The organism is Pedobacter humicola, from assembly GCF_056490705.1.
Genome location: NZ_JBWJIG010000006.1, coordinates 126,624 through 145,941, shown reverse-complemented (window position 1 = coordinate 145,941; position 19,318 = coordinate 126,624). Strand labels below are relative to the sequence as shown.

Annotated in this window: 13 protein-coding genes; 5 read left to right on the top strand and 8 right to left on the bottom strand. The window is 40.0% G+C overall.

Annotated features, from left to right (window positions below):
- Positions 1 to 596: 596 nt before the first annotated feature.
- Both AC04Q1_RS11885 and AC04Q1_RS11880 read left to right on the top strand, forming a co-directional pair.
- Complete coding sequence (locus tag AC04Q1_RS11885; RefSeq protein WP_478364824.1) at positions 597 to 1,508, top strand: SRPBCC family protein; 912 nt, start codon at positions 597 to 599, stop codon at positions 1,506 to 1,508.
- Positions 1,509 to 1,597: 89 nt separating this feature from the next.
- The gene (locus AC04Q1_RS11880) at positions 1,598 to 1,945 is read left to right on the top strand and encodes a luciferase domain-containing protein (RefSeq protein WP_478364823.1); all 348 of its coding nucleotides are present in this window, start codon (positions 1,598 to 1,600) and stop codon (positions 1,943 to 1,945) included.
- Between the two features lie 108 nt (positions 1,946 to 2,053).
- On the opposite strand, the gene AC04Q1_RS11875 is transcribed toward AC04Q1_RS11880, so the two are convergent.
- The 8 genes from AC04Q1_RS11875 to AC04Q1_RS11840 all read right to left on the bottom strand — a co-directional run bounded on the left by AC04Q1_RS11875 (position 2,054) and on the right by AC04Q1_RS11840 (position 14,295).
- A complete protein-coding gene (locus AC04Q1_RS11875; RefSeq protein ID WP_478364822.1) occupies positions 2,054 to 3,694 on the bottom strand; it encodes a TldD/PmbA family protein in 1,641 nt (546 codons plus the stop codon).
- Between the two features lie 81 nt (positions 3,695 to 3,775).
- Positions 3,776 to 5,092, bottom strand: coding sequence for a TldD/PmbA family protein (locus AC04Q1_RS11870; RefSeq protein WP_478364821.1), 1,317 nt, complete (start codon positions 5,090 to 5,092; stop codon positions 3,776 to 3,778).
- A gap of 2 nt (positions 5,093 to 5,094) precedes the next feature.
- On the bottom strand, positions 5,095 to 6,729 hold the full coding sequence (locus AC04Q1_RS11865; RefSeq protein WP_478364820.1) for a TldD/PmbA family protein: 1,635 nt from the start codon (positions 6,727 to 6,729) through the stop codon (positions 5,095 to 5,097).
- A gap of 353 nt (positions 6,730 to 7,082) precedes the next feature.
- Positions 7,083 to 8,867 carry a hypothetical protein gene (locus tag AC04Q1_RS11860; RefSeq protein ID WP_478364819.1) on the bottom strand — a complete coding sequence of 595 codons (1,785 nt, stop codon included), beginning with the start codon at positions 8,865 to 8,867 and terminating at the stop codon, positions 7,083 to 7,085.
- A gap of 2 nt (positions 8,868 to 8,869) precedes the next feature.
- Positions 8,870 to 11,002 (bottom strand): hypothetical protein, encoded by a 2,133-nt coding sequence (locus tag AC04Q1_RS11855; protein ID WP_478364818.1) that lies wholly within the window; start codon positions 11,000 to 11,002, stop codon positions 8,870 to 8,872.
- Positions 10,989 to 12,359 (bottom strand): BatA domain-containing protein, encoded by a 1,371-nt coding sequence (locus AC04Q1_RS11850; RefSeq protein ID WP_478364817.1) that lies wholly within the window; start codon positions 12,357 to 12,359, stop codon positions 10,989 to 10,991. Before AC04Q1_RS11850 ends, AC04Q1_RS11855 begins: the two co-directional genes overlap by 14 nt.
- A gap of 2 nt (positions 12,360 to 12,361) precedes the next feature.
- Entirely contained in the window at positions 12,362 to 13,249 is an 888-nt protein-coding gene (locus tag AC04Q1_RS11845; protein ID WP_478364816.1) for a DUF58 domain-containing protein, read from the bottom strand.
- Positions 13,249 to 14,295, bottom strand: a complete 1,047-nt coding sequence (locus tag AC04Q1_RS11840) for an AAA family ATPase (protein ID WP_478364815.1) — start codon at positions 14,293 to 14,295, stop codon at positions 13,249 to 13,251. The genes AC04Q1_RS11845 and AC04Q1_RS11840 overlap by 1 nt, the downstream gene beginning before the upstream one ends.
- 76 nt (positions 14,296 to 14,371) lie before the next feature.
- On the opposite strand from AC04Q1_RS11840, the gene AC04Q1_RS11835 reads away from it, so the two are divergent.
- The 3 genes from AC04Q1_RS11835 (at position 14,372) to AC04Q1_RS11825 (ending at position 19,195) form a co-directional block, all read left to right on the top strand.
- Positions 14,372 to 15,028, top strand: a complete 657-nt coding sequence (locus AC04Q1_RS11835) for a DUF4159 domain-containing protein (protein WP_478364814.1) — start codon at positions 14,372 to 14,374, stop codon at positions 15,026 to 15,028.
- A 493-nt stretch (positions 15,029 to 15,521) separates the two neighbouring features.
- Complete coding sequence (locus AC04Q1_RS11830; protein WP_478364813.1) at positions 15,522 to 17,891, top strand: ABC transporter permease; 2,370 nt, start codon at positions 15,522 to 15,524, stop codon at positions 17,889 to 17,891.
- Between the two features lie 74 nt (positions 17,892 to 17,965).
- Entirely contained in the window at positions 17,966 to 19,195 is a 1,230-nt protein-coding gene (locus tag AC04Q1_RS11825) for a TPR end-of-group domain-containing protein (protein WP_478364812.1), read from the top strand.
- Positions 19,196 to 19,318: the final 123 nt, after the last annotated feature.

Genomic DNA, 19,318 nt, shown 5'->3' with positions numbered 1-19,318 from the left:
GGTAACATTTAACTCATTGTTTCCTGTCGGGGATTTCATTAAAGCAGAAACACTGTATCAACAGTTTGTATCCATGATTTCTGGATTTTTCTAAGGAAGATTTGTGCCTTGTTATTAAAAAACGCTAAAACGATAATGTTTAACTCATAAAAGCATATGCTCAATGAATAATAAAGATTAGCATCAGATAGATGGTTAAAAAAACTCCTGGTTCACACAGGTTTATATTTGGTTAGAAAAAGGGGCATGTCTGGATAGAATGCCCCTTTATTTTTATCTGGCATGATCCTCGTTTACAACTTGGATCTATGAGATCTGTATTTGTAATGCAGCACTTATGGCGATATAACCACCTTTCTCATGCATCCCTGCTGTTCCAAAGAATCACTTTATGATCAGCAGGAAGATAATTGATTGCTTTTGCCATACAGCTATTTAAGAAAAAATAAGCTCAAAATGGCCTTCTCTTACTAATGTGGCGAATATATGGCGCATTGGTTAATGGGGGTAAGTCGACCACTCTGTATTATTTTTATTTTCAATAATTTTTGAAAGTTTAAAAATATATTTTACTTTTGATCAAACAATAATATAATATGAAAACGTTTCTCCAATCAAAATTGCTTCAAGGAATTATCATTTCAAATGGAATAACCTTATTGATCATCTGGTTAAATAACCTGCTCCATAGCACTAAGGATGGTATTTTGGTGTTTTCAGAATTCGTGATCTTACCATTATTAATGGGCGTAATTAGTGCCTGGTTTTGGAGAACTCTGAACTTGAAAAGTAGATCGGTTATCTGGTATTCAATCCTAAATGGCTTTCTTGCCATTCTTTTGAGTTACATTTTCTTAAAAGAGGGAACAATTTGTTTAATTATTGTTTCTCCTCTCATTTTTGCTTTTGTAATTACAGGAGCTTTTATCGGTAAAGCAATGTTTAGGAAAGGTAATCAAACCTTAAATGTAAGTGTTGTTTCTTTATTGCTTGTGGTTTTTATAGCTGATTCCATTTCTGATCATCAATATCGAAATATGGTAAGTGATGAGGTAATCATTAAAGCCAGACCGGAAAAAATTTGGAAAAATGTAATTGCGTTTGAAAAGATCAAACAGGCAAATAGCTACTGGCTTTTTAAAGCAGGAATGCCAAGCCCCATGCAGACTACGGTTACTGCTTATAAAATAGGAGCGGGAAGAAAATGTATTTTTAGTAACGGATATGTATTTGATGAAAAGATCGTAACTTTTGATATCAATAAGGACTTAACATTTGATATTATCGGCCAGCCCCAAGATCCTGAGATTATGGGCCATATTGATATCGAAAGAGGGCAGTTTTTATTAAAAGATAATGGCGATGGAACCACTACACTTGTTGGGAACAGCTGGTATAGTTTAAAAGTTTTTCCAATCTGGTATTACGATTTATGGGCGGAAAGTATTACCAGAAATGTTCATTTGCGCGTAATGGATCATATTAAAGTACTTAGCGAAAAGAATTAAACATGTTTTCATTCGTAGTGACCAGATTGAATTTTCTTAAATCAATACCTTTGTTTGCGCTGGTATTTGATAGCTTAATAAAAATATGGATGCTGCTTACTCAACCAGCATGTCTAGATCAGATTGATAAAATAGAAAATGAAGTTTTAAAATGGAAAGATACTTCCGTTAGCCTGCATAAATTCGGTGGTTCTCAGTTTAACCATCACCGACGAGAATTTGCGCATATCCACAGTAATGGTTTATTGGATATTCTTTTTACACAGAAAATTAAAGCAGAACTCATGCTGGATGGAAGGGTGGAACCGCATCATGTATTTAAGAAATCGGGGTGGATAAGTTTTTATGTTCGGCATGGTGAAGATGTTGATTACGCCTTGTTTTTGTTGAAATTATCGTATGATAAAATTACCGGCAACTTATACCGGCAATTTTAATTACCTGAACATGATCCTCTTGAGGAGCTAAATCTTTCAGAATAAATCTCTGTGTTCCATCCGATAGCTATCGGATCGGGATGACGTATTGAGAGAGGAGAAAAGACCTTACCCCAACTTCCTTCCGGTATTAATTACATTAACGCCATTAAAGCGGGTAGTAGCACTCCCATGCGAAACAGCACTTGCCTGTCCGGGCTGGCCTTTTCCATCTGAAAATGTTCCACCCAATCTATAATCGTTTTGGTCGCAGCGTTGTACGCAGGAGTTCCAGAATTCTTGTGTATTCGCCTGATAAGCTGCATCTTTAAACATGCCTACAATTTTGCCTTCCTTAATTTCGTAGGCCAGCTGTGCGCTAAACTGAAAATTATAGCGCTGTTGGTCGATGGAATAAGAATTCCGGCCAAACATATAGATGCCTTTCTCTACATTTTTAACCATATCGGCGGCGCTCAAAGCCGCCTTTCCAGGCGCCAGGGAAACATTTGGCATCCTTTGGAACTGGATACTGTCCCAGCTGTCGGCATAACAACAGCCCTGTGATTCTTTCAAGCCTAAAATATGTGCCTGATCGCGTATGGTTTGATAATTTACCAAAATTCCATCTTTAATGATGTCCCATTGACCGCATTTTACACCTTCGTCATCATAACCAACCGCACCTAAGGAGCCTGTTTCGAGTTTATCGGCAATAATGTTGACCTCTTTACTGCCAAAGTTAAATTTTTTGCTTTCCCATTTATCCAGTGTTAAAAAACTGGTTCCGGCATAATTGGCCTCATAACCTAACACACGGTCTAACTCGGTGGGGTGGCCTACAGATTCGTGGATAGTTAAAAATAGGTGCGAGGGATCCAAAACCAGGTCGTATTTGCCCGGTGTTATCGGTTTGGCTTTTAATTTCTCGTCTACATGTGTTGCAGCTTCGCGCACATCTTCCAAGATATCATAACGCTTTTTATACATCGTAACGGGGCCGCCCTTAATTTTTTCTTCGTCTTTAGGTTTAAGGTATTCGAAGCCCATACCCATTGGCGCGCTTAGGGCATTCCGAGTTTCGAACTTGCCATTAGCCGCATCCGTTTTGGTGAGGATAAAAGTCGGCCATATCCTGTGGATATCCTGGTCGATATAGGAACCATCGGTTGAAGCAAAATACTTCTGCTCGTTAATCATGAAAAGATTGGAGCTGATGTACTTTGCACCGCCCTTCATCGCCTCGCTATTTACCTTTAAAAGAAGATCAACCTTATCTGCAATGGGTACTTCAAAAGCATTGATTTCTACTGGAGTTTTCCAGCTTACTTCTCCATATCCTTTTTGTGCGGCCAATTGAACAGGTTCTTCCATGAGTTTGGAATTTCCTTTTGCAATGGCTACGGCAGCTTCTGCAGCTTTGGCAATGCTGGCATCATCCATATTGTTCGTTGCAGCAAAACCCCAACTACCATTAGCGATAACACGTACGCCTAAACCGTAAGATTCTGAATTGGAAATGTTCTCTACCCTGGCCTCCCTTGTGGCCACAACCTGGTTTAAATACCGGCCTATCCGCACATCGGCATAGGTGGCGCCCTTGCTTTTTGCCGCGTTAAGTGCAACATCGGCCATTTTTTTCTTTAAGGCAACATCAACGGGTGTTAAAGATTCTTCAACAGAAATCATTTTGCCAAAGGCAGGGATATTGGGTATCATGCTGGCACCAAGGCCAACACCTGTCATGTATAGGAAATCTCTTCTTCTCAATTTTGTTTCTTTTAATAAAAATGTCGTCATCTCGATCCGATAGCTATCGGATCGAGATGACAGTATTTCGTAAGGAATTTCTTAAATCGCGTCTGATAGTGAAGTAAACGTAAAATCCCTGATTTTCATTGGGGGAATCAATCCACTTCCTGTCCGCACTGGTTTGCCCAAAGCTTCCACATTGTTGAGCATAATTACCGGACTCTCGTTAAACCTGAAATTCTTGATCGGGAATTTGATTTCGCCGTTTTCGATATAAAAAGTACCGTCGCGCGTTAATCCTGTTAATAATAAGGTTTGCGGATCAACCGAACGGATGTACCAGAAACGGGTAACCAATATGCCTTTTTCAGTGCTTTTGATTAAATCTTCCAGCGATTGTGTTCCGCCCTCGATGATTACGCTGCGGCTAAACGGTATAGGCTGAACATTTTTTTGTGCGGCCCAATACCTCGAATAAGAAAGGTTTTTAACAATTCCTTTTTCTACCCACTGTGTCCGTTTTACCGGCAATCCATCACCATTCCAGGTTGCAGAAGGAATTTCGGTATTCATCGGATCCGAATAGATATTCACATTTTCAGAGAACAACTGTTCTCCCAAACGCGTACCGCCACCTTTTTTGCTCATAAAACTTCTGCCTTCATCGGCACTTCTGGCATCGAAGCCCCGAAACATATTGCCTAAAATATCGCTGGCTGCAAGTGGCTCTAAAATAACGGTATACTTTCCGGGCTCAATGGCTTTTGCACCTGCAGAACCATTGGCTTTACTGGAGGCAATTTTGCTTAAAGCAAGGGTATCCATCTTGTCGAGATCATTAAAGCTTTGCTCAACATATCCGGAGCCGGTTCCCTGTTTATTTCTAACGGTTACCGAAAAGGAAACATCCGTTCCCTTATTGTAGGCAAACAAACCTTTAGAGTTCATGATGGCATTAAAACGGGTCGAGTTTTCTAAAAAACCTGCGGCATCCAAACCGGCCGCTTTTGATACACTTAAACTTTTTCCAACCATTTCGGCTCTGGTATCGGGCGTCATGGCGGCAGTTTTAGCATTGAAGGTATTCGATTCTGCGAAGGTCTGCGGACCTAAAAGTGGCATAAACTCAGGATTTTCCGGTGCCAGCATGGCCAATTCTTCTGCTCTTTTTACCACTTTTTGCAAAGAGGCATCATCAAATTCGTTTATCGTTGCTGAACCTGTCTTCTTCCCAAAGGTTGAGCTTACCCCTAAGCTCATGGTACTGATCTGTCCGGCAGTGGAAACTGCATTACGTGCATAACGGATATTTCCACCGTCTGAACCATTTAAACCTACTTCGCAGAAATCGGCTTTCGAAAAACCAATTACTTTTTTTAATATCGCCTGGGCTTCTTCTTTACTTAATATGGCCATAATTATATTTTTCTTGCTGTATTGATAACATTAACTCCATTGAACCGTGTGGTAGAACTGCCATGCGAAACCGCACTGCTTTGAGAAGGCTGGCCCTTTCCATCATTAAACGAACCACCTAAACGGTAATCGCTTTCATCGCAGATCGAATTGCATGAATTCCAAAACTCCTGTGTATTGGCCTGATAAGCCACATCGTTAAGCATACCCACAATTTTACCTTCCTTAATTTCATAAAATATCTGTCCGCCGAACTGGAAGTTGTAGCGTTGCTGATCAATGGAAAAACTGCCGTCGCCAATGATGTAAATGCCTTTTTCAACATTCTTGATCATATCATCTACACTTAATTTTTCTTTGCCCGGTTGTAAGGAAACATTTGGCATACGCTGAAACTGGACATCATCCCAGCCCTGCGAATAACAACAGCCGTTTGATTCTGTTAAACCGATAATGTGCGCCTGATCGCGGATGGCCTGATAACTGACCAATACCCCATCTTTAATCAGGTCCCATTTTTTACATTTGACCCCTTCATCATCATATCCAACAGCACCCAGAGAACCTACCTGGGTTTTATCGGCCAGGATATTCACTTTATCACTGCCGAATTTGAATTTTTTCGATTCCCATTTATCTAAGGTGAGAAAACTCGTACCTGCATAATTGGCCTCATAACCCAAAACGCGGTCTAACTCAGTCGGGTGGCCAACAGACTCGTGGATGGTTAACCAAAGATGCGATGGATCTAATACCAGATCGTATTTGCCTGGTTCGACCGATTTTGCCTTTACCTTTTCGGTAGCTACGCGGGCGGCTTCTTTAACATCTTCGAGCATATCGTAACGTCCTTTATAACGGGTTACAATACCGGTAACTTTATCTTCCGGACGGGCATGCATGTATTCGTAGCCTTTGCCCATGGGCGAACTGAGCGAATTGCGGGTCTTAAATTTGCCCGATTCAGGGTCTACTTTAGTTACGTTGAAGGTTGGAAAAATGCGGTGAACATCCTGATCGATATAAGAACCATCGGTAGAAGCGAAGTATTTCTGCTCATTAACGGCAAAAATAACCGAGTTTATAAAGTTCGCACCGTTTTGCATGGCTACATCGTTCACATTTAAAAGCAGATCTACTTTTTCTTTTACCGGAACTTCAAAGGCATTAATTTCGATAGGGGTTTTCCAGCTTACCTCGCCATAGCCTTTTTGAGGCGCGAGTTGAACAGGTTCTCCCTGTATTTTGGCGTTTGCTTTTGCCACGGCTACAGCCTGTTCTGCGGCTTTGGCAATGGCATCTTTGGTTACATTATTTGTTGCGGCAAAACCCCAACAGCCATTTGCCAGCACGCGGATACCTACACCATACGATTCGGTATTGGCTACGCCTTGTACGCGTTTTTCGCGGGTAGCTACAAATTGGTTTAAGTAACGGCCAATGCGGATATCGGCATAGGTTGCACCCTTAGATTTTGCTGCATTTAGCGCAACATCCGCAAGTTCCTTTTTAATTTTTACATCCACTCCATCTAAGGCCTGTAAAGGGTCGATGGGAGTTCCGAATGCAGAGAGATCGGGCAGGAGCAAGGCACCCATACCCATTCCGGATAAGTAGAGGAAATCTTTTCTTTTCAATTGGTTTAGTTTAGTAGGTTTACGATCTCAATATAACCAATTTCGAGGTCAAAGGCGCCAAATTCATTATAACATTTTAGTTTCAAACCTAAAAAACAGCTGTTTTTTATAGAATGGTACTTTTAATCACGGATAAATACAGGTTTTAAGTTTTTTGCCCTGCATGCGCATGTGTTTTGCCATGGAAAACACAGAAAGCACGGAATATTTGTTTATTTGTCATTCATGTTTGCGCTCGTTTCTAAACGAGTGCATCAATAGCTCTACGATTTTATCGTTGTAAATGATAGTTTATTCAAAGCTCGTTAGAAACGAGCGTTAGCAGGTAGTCAGTTTTTTTGAAAATTTGATCTTTAAACAGCCAGAATTCTCGCTTCATACCATAAAAAGGCAGCTGCAAATAAAAATCCCATAAAGAACCACCACATCGATACTTGTTCTTCTATCACTATGTCTTTTAACTGTGTATTGTTTTTAACACTCGCCGACGTTTTCATAAATCTATGCGTATCGTTTAGCTTTTGCTGATTTTTAAGCGCCAGCCAATCATTTTTTTGGTAAATATATGCGGTTTCGATCTTTTGATTTACCTGTAAATCGGTCCATCCGGTTTTTTGAGGCCAATAGTATGCATCCCATTGAAAAGGAAGTTCCATGTTTTGCCGAGGACTCAATTGTATACCTTCCATTTTTAAGATGGGTACTTTGCCTGATTCTGCTAAATCAACAATAATGTTCATTCTTTGGCTTACAACCGGGAATTGAGGGACGATGTTAACCGACTGGGTAGCATTCTTTTTTCGGGCCGCATTGGCCAAAACTTTAGACCAGTAAGTAGCATAATCCGTTTTTTGTCCCGAAAGGAGCCAGTTATAGGTAGAGGAAATAGTAGAGATTAAAATTTTACCATAACCATTGATGTTGCTGTTCAACAGGCTTTTACCTGTGGCATCAGTAACAAGAGGCAGATCGTTCTGATTGATTTTTAAAAACAAAGCTTGCTCAAGAGGCAATGCATTAAATTTAAAATGATCTTCTTGAAGCATTAAATTAAGTCCCTTCCCTTTTAATACCGGAGATTCATAACGACTAAATTTCGCACCGATTGTGGTTGTGGCTTTTACATTTGTAACCCTCATCAGTAAGCCCATTCCACTTTTAACCGCAACATCGATTGATGCCCTTTCGGCCGGACTTAATGCAGCCAATTCTTCCTCATCAATAATCAGTATATCGAATTTTTTTAAAACTGCGGCATTGATCTGATTCAGGTTTACACTATCTGTGTTCAGAAAATCGAAAGCATATTTGTTTTTACTGATCTGACTTCTGAAAGCCAATGGATATTGATTTTCGAACAACCAGTTTTTTAAAAATTTATATTCGAAATCCGGGAAAGAAGCCAGTATTAATACTTTCATTGGGGCCTGATCGCCCACTTGTACCGGAACAGGTTCTTTAGCAAGTGTATCATGCTGCTGTAGCGCAATTAACTCGTAAACGGCTTTTCCTGTTTGCTTAGGGGTGGTTTTGAAGGAAAAGGATTTATTCGATCTAGCATCAATAGATATAGAATCTATTGCTCGACCTAAGCCCTTGAGCAAGAGCTTAACCGAATCACTGCCGGAGTTTTGATAAGTTCCCCGGACCTGTAACGGTTCGCTGGTTTTTAGTCTGCCTGGCCAGTTGGCAGCAATAATCCCTGTTGGATTTGTTGAAGGATGAAAAACGATCTGGTACCCTTCGAGGTTTTTTAGTTCTGTTGCACTTAAGCCATAACCGTAAATATTCAGTTTTTGGATGTTGGGATTCGATTTTAAAAAATAAGAGAGATCAGGAATGGTTGCGGCCTGTACATTTTTTAAATTTACCGAAGGAAGTGCATATTTTTTCGCTTTTAGCTTGGCCACCGAATCAAGGTTTGTGCCTGCGGTGAGCAAAATCACTTCATCAGCGTTTTGTTGTTCATGTGTTTCGTATTTGATCGGGACGATTAACAGCACGAAACAACCAACGGCAATGATACTCGCTAAAATCCGCCAGATCAACCTTGCGTGATTAGTGCGGCGTACCTCTTTGAAAACCAAAAAGGCCAACAATAATATACCGAGCAGCATAGCGATGTATTTAAATTCCATATCTATCTGCCGGCTTTATTGAGGTTATTAAAGTAGGTCTGGTACAAGGCCGAAGCTGTACCAGCACTTTGTGTTTGCGGTTTAGCCGGTTCCAAACTGATCATTTTTTGTATCGCCTGTTGCACCACATCGATGTCTTTTACCATCATTTTATTTCCAGTGCTTAACTTTCTTAAACTGCTGAGTCCATTTAAATACGTAGCAGGATGATCAGCGGCGGCACCAATCATATATTTTTCGGTTTCACCGAGTAAGAAACGATCTTGCTCACTAAAGTGTTTACCTGTTTTTCTGCTTTCCAATAAGGAAAGGGCTGTTTTTATAAAATTGATCCTTTTTTCTTTTTGTTCAAACGACATTTTTTGCACAGGTTGCGTAATCTTATCCAGCTCGCCACTTAAACGTTTCTCAGGTTTTAACGCTGATGTTTTTACAGTGGTTTTGGCCACATAAGCCCGCGATTTCTGTTGCAGGTCTTTCAGTAATCTAAGTGCCTTATATTCGTAAGGTAAAGCTTCCTGAGGTTTATAGGTTCTTAATCGGAGTTCGGCATTCCACATTTCGGTTAGAACGGCTTTTAGCTGTGCTTTCATTTCGGGTTCGAAAAAAGTGGCATCTTCCGCAATATCATGTTTATGGGCATATTTATCCATGATAGTGGTTACATCGCCAAATTTCTCTCCTTCGCCCTTATGTTCGCCATGTTCATCATGGTCTTCATGATCGCCGCCGATTTCAGTTTCGTTTTCTTCGCCCAAAAACTGTCCGTAACGTAATCTTAATAATTTTTGGTCGATACCTAAATCGTTGCTTCTGGTTTTGAATGTCTGCGCAGGTAATGTGGATTGCTCTTTCAATAGTTTTTCCGTATCGATAATGATCTGCCGCTCACTTCTAAAATATTCCGGAACCAGGTTAACGCCATTGGTCATGCCTGCTAAACTCATCAATTCTGTGGTGTCTACTATGGAAACAAAATAGACATCAGAGCGGCTCGACTGACCGTGATTATCCATGGCTTTGATAAAAAAGTAAAGTTCGTCGCCGGGTTTCATGCCCAGTGTTTTTAATTCGATCAATTTACTTAAAGCAAGGTTTTTCTTGTTATCAAAGTTCGTATTGAAAGAAAGTTTTTTCTCTGTAAAACTTACGCCTTCGCCTTTTCCGCTGGCCATTGTTGCCGATATAAAAGCATCATTGATCCCATAATCATCGCTAAGTGAAACATTAAGGTTGAACTTTTGCGGTTGGCCGATATCAATAGTGGTATGCGGTTTGGGACTCGTAATTTTAATCGTAACCGGTAAATCAGGAATCATTTCGATCTGGTAGAGATCTGATTTTTTACCATCCAGATCCAGTTGATAGAAGCCAGATTTGTTGATGCTTTTGCTGTAGCTCCATAGTGTATGTGCTGCGTTTAAGGCTTTTAATACGACAGTTTCGTTATTGTTAAAAATAAGTTTCAGTTTTTTGATGCCAATGTTTGTCTCTATTTTCCAGTTGATTTGCGCACCGGTTTCAGCATTAAGGCTGAACTGTTTTTGTTTGCGTTCTCCTTTTCCGGTATAGGCAGGCGGAATAATAGTGGCACTGAAGCTGGAAATTTCTGCAGGGATATTTTCTTTAATTGTAGCCGTTGATGTTTTGAGTTTCTGAGTGGCTGGATCGGACTTTTTAATTTGGGGAATTTTGGTTATTCCAAAGCTGATAAGCAATGCCACAACAAGTATGGCTAAACCAAAATATAATTTGTTTGCTGGTTGCTTTGGCTGAGGTAGACTAAGGATGATGTTTTCAATTTTACGGTGTTGCAATTGTTGCAACATGGATAATTCTTCCTCGTTTTGAAGCAGGAGACCGGCACTTTCTTCCAGTTCGGGATATTGATTGTTTACAAAACGGGAAACATCATGTTCTGTAATCTTCCAAACAGGTTTACTAAAAAGTGAAATGGCCAGAATAACGGGGGTAACAACTGCACAAACCCATGGTGAAAGATGTAGCAGATATACAACACATGCCGACAAAACCAGCGCAATGGACAAAGCAATGGCAATAGTACTGACCAGATAAAATCCGATCCACTTTATCCTTAAGTTACGGATCCAATTTTGCCCTTCAGTTTTTAACATAATCTGTTTTTTTTCTGAATGATAAAATGCGTTCTGTGGTAAAAAGCAATAAAGCGGCTATCCACAATAGAGAAGCAAGTGGTCTATTTTGAGTGATTATGGCAGGTACTTTAACTGTATTGATTCTGGTAGTTCCTTGCTGATTTACAGAAAAAATCCGTTGATCAGCCTGATTGTCTTCAAACCCAAAATCGGCTGGGCTTTTATCCCTGATCACGATTGGCATCATTGCTTTCACAAACAGACCGTCCCAAACCAGTTCGTTCCATTGTGCATTGAAGCGGCTGTAAAAATGGTAGATGTTTAAATCATTGGTGTTTTCATTTGCCAGAATAGCGTTTCCAAAGCCATCGGTCCATATCTTTTGATTCCGATCGGTGGATGATATTCTTTTGCTCAATTTTACATGGTGGCCATTTAAGTTTATAAATGATGGCTCAGAAATTACCTTCCCTTTTTCGTATTGAAACAAGGCTCCATCCGGTGCAATAGAAGATTTAAAATTTGCAGAAACCACATCATGCGATAACCAGAAACCAATATCGGCTTTCCCTGCCTCTGGATTGATTATGATCTTTCTTCCGGTAAAACTGCCAATTGCTTTTAACGCCGCAATTAAATATTGGCCATCTGTAATTCCCCGGGCTTCGTGTATGGTAACATTTATCGCCGTATCATCTTCCGGATCCAGCGCCTGATAAGTGGTGTTGGATGGATTTGATTTCGCTCTATATTTCTTCCCGGCATAGGTAATTATCCAACTGCTTAAGGTATCGGTTTGGTTTAATGGAACCCAGTTCAGATTATAACCGACAGTAGACAACTCGTTTGCAAAATGCTTTAAACGGTGATCTGCAAAAAGATAAACGACAGTTCCCGGAGGCACTATTTGGTTCGCTGCACTTAATAAGGCGGTATGAGTTAACGGATGGGGTTCTTTTAGTCCTTTATCCGCGGTGTCCTTCAAAGTCAGCTGCGCAAAACCATAGTTGAAATCATGGATTTCGTAACCTTTTTTGAGTAGGGAATCTATCATGTTGCGCTGCGACTTAAAAACAGATGGGAATATTGTTTTATCGACCAAAACCCATCCGGTTTTATTTTTACCTGAGATTATTTTTTTGAGGTAGGGTTGCGCCAAAAGGAAAACAAGAATTATTAGAAGTAAGCAGCGCAGCAGCAATAAAAGCCAGTCGTTAATTTTAAAACTTTTTGAGCTTGCCCTCGAACTTTCGCCTAACAATGCAATGCTGCCAATCTTAATGGTTTTGCCTTGTTTAACATTCCACAGGTGGATCATGAGCGGAACAATTAAGCCTGCAAGCGCCAGTAAACCTATGGGATATAAAAATTGCACAGTTAAATTTTAAGTTTGCTTCTCTGTTTTAAAAAATCTCTTAAGACCTGATCTAAAGCTTCATCGGTGCAAATAGTCCGGTAGAAAATTCTTCTATCCAGCATTTGGATCCTCGTTTCTTCTAAATAGGCACTCAATTTATTTTTATAATCTATTCTGGCTTTTGCCTGATCGATCTGAATGGTTTCACCGGTTTCGAGGTCTTCGAAAGTAGTGTAACCCTTAAAATCCAGGTCGAGTTCGTTTCTAGATAACACATGGAAAATTACAATCTCATGCCGAAGGGTATTTAATGTATCCAACAGGTTGATCATTTCATTATCTGTTTGATAAAGATCGGTAACGAAGATCAATAGCTCCCGTTTCTGCGAACCAGCGAACAGCTCTTTATAATGGATAGGCTTAGTGAACTTTCCATCCGGATGAATCTGCTCCAGCTGGTAAAATAATCTCGCCAGATGCTGATAATCCTGTTTTGGGGTCATGGCAAAGATTCCCGAACTTTTCAGCACATATAAGCCAATGGCATCGCCCTGTAAATTGGCCAGATAAGCTAGCGATGCACCAAGATATTTTGCGTAGTCTATTTTGGTGAAATCGCCGTCGTTATGGTTCATCGAGGCGCTGGCATCAATGAGTAAACGTACGGCAATATTGGTTTCTACTTCCGATTCGCGGATGTAATAACGGTCAGACCGGGCAAACATTTTCCAGTCGAGCGAGCGCAGGTCATCGCCAGGCTGGTAACTCCTATACTGGCTAAACTCCAATCCCGGACCTTTTACGGTACTTTTATTAATGCCGTTCATAAAACCATCTATCGTCATTTTAGCTGATAAGGAAAGGTCTTTAATGGCCATCAATACTTTCGGATCGAGCAGTGTACGCATTAAATGTTTGCTTTTGGTTTCGAAATGGCTTTAATTAATTCATCTGTCACTTTATCCGACGAAACATTTTCAGCTTCCGCCTTAAAGTTCATCAATACCCTATGCCGCAATACCGGATAGGCCATGGCCTGTAAATCTTCCATAATTACCGCATAGCGGCCTTTAAATAAAGCCCTTGCTTTTGCGGTTAAAATCAAAGCTTGCCCTGCGCGTGGGCCAGCTCCCCAGCGAACCCATTCTTTTACGAAATTTACCGTTGTTGTATCGGGACGGGTTGCACGGATGATTTCGCTCACATATGTGATAAGGTCATCACTGATATTAACCTCACGGGTAATAGCTTGTAACTCCTTAATTTCTTCAGCACCAATAATCGGATTGATCACTGCTTTTTTACTACCTGTTGTACTGCTTAAAATCCGGGTTTCTTCTGCTGCGGTAGGATAGCCGATTTTGATATACAACAGAAAACGGTCTAGTTGTGCTTCGGGTAGCGGGTAGGTGCCAGCCTGTTCAATCGGGTTTTGCGTAGCGAGGATAAAAAACGGCCGGTCTAATGGGTAAGTTTGTCCGCCATAGGTTACCTCAAACTCCTGCATGGCCTCTAATAATGCCGATTGCGTTTTTGGCGGAGTTCTGTTTACCTCATCTGCCAGGATAATATTGGCAAATAATGGCCCCTTATTAAACTTAAAAAAACGTTTGCCGGTTACATGGTCTTCTTCCAGAATTTCGGTGCCCACAATATCCGTAGGCATTAAATCAGGCGTAAACTGGATCCTGCGGAAAGAAAGGTCTAAAGCCTGCGACATGGTCCTTACCATTAAGGTTTTTGCTAAGCCGGGTACCCCTTCCAGCAAACAATGTCCACCAGCCATTAAAGCGATCAACATTTCTTCGATGATCACATCCTGACCAACAATTATCTTCTGTATTTCGCTTTTTAATTGGGAGATCTTATCGATCAATATTTTTAGCTTGCTTTCTGAACGCTCCAAAACGGTTGAATTTTTAGTTTGACGATATGGTGCTTCAATATAGCGCATATTGGTATATAGTTTTTAGCCTACCGGAAAGAATATCAAAAAATTTACAAGATAATTGGCATAAAAAAGCCGTTTTATGAAAAATGAAGGTAATTTTAGGGTGATGCAAAGAGCTAAATTTACATTTGCGAGGTTAAAATATAATTCGGGCGACTGGGATACCGATCAGCGTATGCCTTCTAATCTTTTAAATTCTCTCTTAGAATATACCACCATTCCCCTGGATGAAGAAGAGAAGATTGTAGAACTGAGCAGCCGCGATTTATTTAAATATCCATTCTGTTATTTAAGCGGACATAAACTGGTACAGTTTAATCAGCAGGAAGCCGTAAATTTTAAAACCTATGTACATAATGGCGGCTTTGTTTTTGTGGATGACTGCAATCACGATATCGATGGTTTATTTGCCCGCTCTTTTGAAACCCAGATGAGCAACCTTTTTGGTGCGCAGGCACTGAAAAAAATTCCTAATAACCATGGCATTTACAGTTCTTTTTTCAAATTTGAGAAAGGACCACCAACTACATCATTTGAATTAAACGGCTGGGGCGATGATCTGGTGCACGATTATCTGAAGGCCATTACCATTAACAACCGGATAGGGGTATTGTACAGTAATAAGGATTATGGCTGTGAGTGGGATTACGATTTCAGGAACAAACGTTTTTTAGCTGAAGACAATACCAAGTTCGGGGTAAACATTATCCTGTATGCGATGGGGATTAACAGCTAGGTTTTTCTGGCGCTGTCAATAACCATCTGACAGATTGAGTTGTTTATTTGAATCTACATCCTATATTTTCTATGTTTTATAATCAACCATATCAAGCATATAAGGACATAATCACGTTGAGCTTATATGGTTCCAAATGAAATTGTATGGTATATAATCAATTTCTCATGCATTATGCCTTTATTTTACCACCTGAGTCACCTGAGAGCATCTTAGTTACAGTTGCATGGAGTCCTTTTTAGTTGTACTAAGGTGACTTAGGTGGTTCAAATGTAATAAGGCAGATAGTTAGGTATTCGGTTCTATACTATCTGTACTGTAAAGTATGAGCTCTATTGTTCGATCATGAACATCATCTGTCCGATATTGAACAGGTGCTAGATGTTGATTTTTTGTAACTTGTTGATTTTTAATTTGTTTAGCTATTTTTTAAATTTGGTATGCACTTAGATATAAGCAGGTTACTAAATAAAATTTAAATCAATAATTGGAAATGTTCAGATTAAACATAAAAATTGCCTGGCGGAATGTCTGGAGAAATAAAACTTCTTCACTCATCAATATTATAGGTTTGGCAATCGGTTTGGCCTCCTGCCTGTTATTGCTCCTCTACGTAAATTACGAATGGAGATTTGATAAACAGTTTAAAGGCGCTGACCAGGTTTACCAGGTATTGACCAATTTCGAAGATGCAAACGGAAAGATTACAGGAACAGGTGATGCAACAGGAAATACTTTAGCTGGTTTTTTACAGGATAGAATTCCGGGGGTGGAAACCGCTACACGTATTGGTTCATTCGGGCAATCGTTAATTGCCAATAAAGAAAACAGCTTTAAACGGGACGTAAAGTTTGCAGATCCTGGTATTTTAAGGATTTATCAATATGAATTTATCCAGGGAAATCCGAGAACAGCTTTAAATGATCCAAAATCTGTTATTTTAACAGAACAAACTGCCAAAGTATTGTTCGGATCAACCGACGTACTGAATAAAGAAGTACAATTTGATAATAAAACGGCTTTGAAGGTTACTGGTGTGGTAAAGGATTTGCCTGCAAATATGTCTAACCGTTTCGATCTGTTAATGCCCTGGACTTTTTACGAAACGCTTTTTGATTGGGTGAAAGATCCGAGCTGGACAAATTTTAACTGGCAAACCATCGTTAAACTAACGCCGGGAACCAATGTTGGCCAGGTGAATGCGAAGATCAGAAACCTGATCAAAGAAAACAGTACTACCAGGGCCGAAAGCTTTTTATTTCCACTGGCAGATAAACATTTGTACGGCGAGTTTGTAAACGGCAAAAGTGTTGGTGGAAACATCGAAAGGATTTACCTTTTTATGGGTCTTGCTTTAGGAATATTACTTATTGCCTGCATCAATTTTATGAATATGGCCACAGCTAAATCAGAAAGAAGGGCGAAAGAAGTGGGCATTAAAAAAACAATAGGTGCCAACCGGACATCACTTGTTACTCAGTTTTTAACCGAATCGATGTTGCTCACCATTATTGCCGTTTTGATTTCGGTGGTGATTGTAGAAACCACCCTGCCTACTTTTAACCATCTATTGAATATTAAATTAGCCATCAATTATCATAACATCAGTTATTGGCTGGGTATTGTTGGGGTAGTTTTAATCACAGGCTTTTTGTCGGGAAGTTATCCTGCGTTATATCTCTCATCCTTTAACCCGATCCAGATTTTAAGGCGCAAGGGCACAGGTGCAAAAAAACTTCCTTTTACATTGAGGCAGGTTCTGGTGGTTGGCCAGTTCTGTTTTGCCATTATGCTCATCATTGCCACCATGGTGATTTATAAACAGATCCAGTTTATTAAAGAACGCCCGATAGGTTACGACATTAATTCGATTGTAGAAATGCAACAGGATGGCGAATTGTACGGTAAATTTGAGGTTTTTAAATCCGAGCTGATTAAAAAAGGAGCCGTAACTTCAGTAAGCCAGTCATCAGGGAGCATTTCGCATGATGGTTCTAATTTCTGGAATTTCGAATGGCCTGGAATGGCCGAAGCCGATAAACAGATTGTTTTTAACCAGATTGCAACTTCATACGATTTTATTAAAACCAACGGGGTTAAATTGCTTTCAGGACGCGATTTTTCTAAAAATTTTGCTTCTGATTCTGCTGCGGTAATGTTGAGCAGCTCGGCGGTAAAGCAAATGAACCTGAAAAACCCGGTAGGTACTATGGTGAAATATCACGGTAACGATGCTAAGGTTGTGGGGGTATTTAATGATTTTATCTGGGGTTCGCCATATTATCGCGACAGGCCAATGGTAATTGCATTCAGCAAAGATTGGTCGGGAAATATTACCATGAGACTAAATCCAGATAACAGTTTGAGTAAAAATATCGAAATCATTACACAGGTAAGCAAGCAACTTAATCCGGCTTATCCGGTAGATATTAAGTTTGTAAACGAACTTTATGCAGAAAAGCTACAGGGTGAAAAGATTTTAGGCATACTATCTAATCTTTTCGGTGGACTGGCTATTTTTATTTCCTGTTTGGGGCTTTTTGGTCTGGCTGCCTATAGTGCCGAGCAACGTACCAAAGAATTTGGCGTACGCAGGGTTTTAGGTGCTTCGGTAAACAGCATTATGAATCTGCTATCGGTGTCTTTTATGAAAATGGTGCTGATTGCAGTTTTTATCGGTGTGCCTGTAGCCTGTTATTTTATGAACAAATGGCTCAGTCATTTTGAATACAAAACAGATATTTCATGGTCGATCGTATTGACCAGTGTGTTCGGAACCATGGTTGTTGCCTTTGCTACTGTGAGCGTACAATCGTACAGGGCAGCAACGGCAAATCCGGTAGATGCATTAAAATATGAATAGTTCAGTTAGTAATTTGCAGTAAACAATAAACCAATTTGACAATTTGTACAAGTAATCCTAAAAAAATTATCGCAATGAAAAAACTCATCTTTTTCTGTATCTCTATTTTTATCAGTACAATGGCCATTGCCCAACCCGGAGCTCCAGCTGTTAGCGATTTTAAGGATTATACGGTTAAATTGGAAAACAGCAGGCGAGCAGCTTCAGAGAAAAAAGATTACGCTACCGCTGCCGGTTTAATGAGCGAATGGGTTGATAAATATGAAAAATCTCCCGCGGATATAAAAAAAGAATATAAGCCATATTATCCTGGGATGTACTATAACCTGGCCTGTTATGAAAACCTTCAGGGGAAAAAACTGGCCGCATTAAATGCACTTGATAACGCCGTAGCTCTAGGCTATTCCAATTACGCAAATACTTTGGTTGATACCGACCTAAAAAGTCTTCGCGAAGAGAAACGTTTTAAAGCCGCATTGCAAACGTTGAGGGAGCGTGGTGACATGAATTATATCCTGCAGAAATCGGCACCCTATAAAAATGAGCAAATAAAAGATGTACCAGCTTTCAGATATCAATCAGCAGATGCTGCAGAACTGGTGAGATTTAAAAAAGAATTTAACCTGGATTCGGTAGCAGGTAAGGGAGATGAAATCAGTAAAATAAAAAATCTGCTCTACTGGGTACACAATGTAGTGCGCCATGATGGTAGTTCTGATAATCCATTATCAAGAAACGGAAAAGATATTATAGCTGTGTGTAAAAAGGATAACCGCGGTGTAAACTGCCGGATGATGGCAACCATTTTAAAAGATGCTTACCTGGCAGAGGGTTTTAAGGCCAGGGTAGTTACCTGTATGCCCAAAGATACCGCCGACTTTGACTGCCACGTAATTAATGTGGTATGGTCTAATACCTTGAGTAAATGGGTTTGGATGGATCCTACTTTTAATGCATATGTAAGTGATGCGCAGGGAAATTTACTGAATATTGAAGAAGTACGCGAAAGATTAAAAACAGGAGGAGATTTAACTTTAAATGAAGATGCCAACTGGAACAATAAAAATAAACAGACCAAAGCATACTATTTGGACTATTATATGTCCAAAAACCTATATTGGATACAGTGTGCAGTTAACAGTACCTGGGATTTAGAAACCTATAAAGCAGATGCTCCGGCTGTGGAGTATATTAATCTATATCCGGGAAACTTTAATACCTTAAAAACAGAAAAGAAGGTTACCAAAGGATCGGTGAGATATCCCATCAGCAATCCAGCGTATTTTTGGCAAAAACCAGAGTAGGCAGGGGTTGTAAGTATTCGGTACCTGGTTTTTATTGGATAGCTCATCTGGGGCAATTGGCTGTAACTAATGGCTATTGGACCAGGCCAGCAGGTTCGTCCAGAATCTGAAGTCTTTAGTCAG

Bases quoted from the DNA above. Each gene is read 5' to 3' on its own strand.
- AC04Q1_RS11885 (WP_478364824.1), top strand. From the start codon at position 597: ATGAAAACGTTTCTCCAATCAAAATTGCTTCAAGGAATTATCATTTCA.
- AC04Q1_RS11880 (WP_478364823.1), top strand. From the start codon at position 1,598: ATGCTGCTTACTCAACCAGCATGTCTAGATCAGATTGATAAAATAGAA.
- AC04Q1_RS11870 (WP_478364821.1), bottom strand. From the start codon at position 5,092: ATGGCCATATTAAGTAAAGAAGAAGCCCAGGCGATATTAAAAAAAGTA.
- AC04Q1_RS11860 (WP_478364819.1), bottom strand. From the start codon at position 8,867: ATGGAATTTAAATACATCGCTATGCTGCTCGGTATATTATTGTTGGCC.
- AC04Q1_RS11855 (WP_478364818.1), bottom strand. From the start codon at position 11,002: ATGTTAAAAACTGAAGGGCAAAATTGGATCCGTAACTTAAGGATAAAG.
- AC04Q1_RS11845 (WP_478364816.1), bottom strand. From the start codon at position 13,249: ATGCGTACACTGCTCGATCCGAAAGTATTGATGGCCATTAAAGACCTT.
- AC04Q1_RS11840 (WP_478364815.1), bottom strand. From the start codon at position 14,295: ATGCGCTATATTGAAGCACCATATCGTCAAACTAAAAATTCAACCGTT.
- AC04Q1_RS11835 (WP_478364814.1), top strand. From the start codon at position 14,372: ATGAAAAATGAAGGTAATTTTAGGGTGATGCAAAGAGCTAAATTTACA.
- AC04Q1_RS11830 (WP_478364813.1), top strand. From the start codon at position 15,522: ATGTTCAGATTAAACATAAAAATTGCCTGGCGGAATGTCTGGAGAAAT.
- AC04Q1_RS11825 (WP_478364812.1), top strand. From the start codon at position 17,966: ATGAAAAAACTCATCTTTTTCTGTATCTCTATTTTTATCAGTACAATG.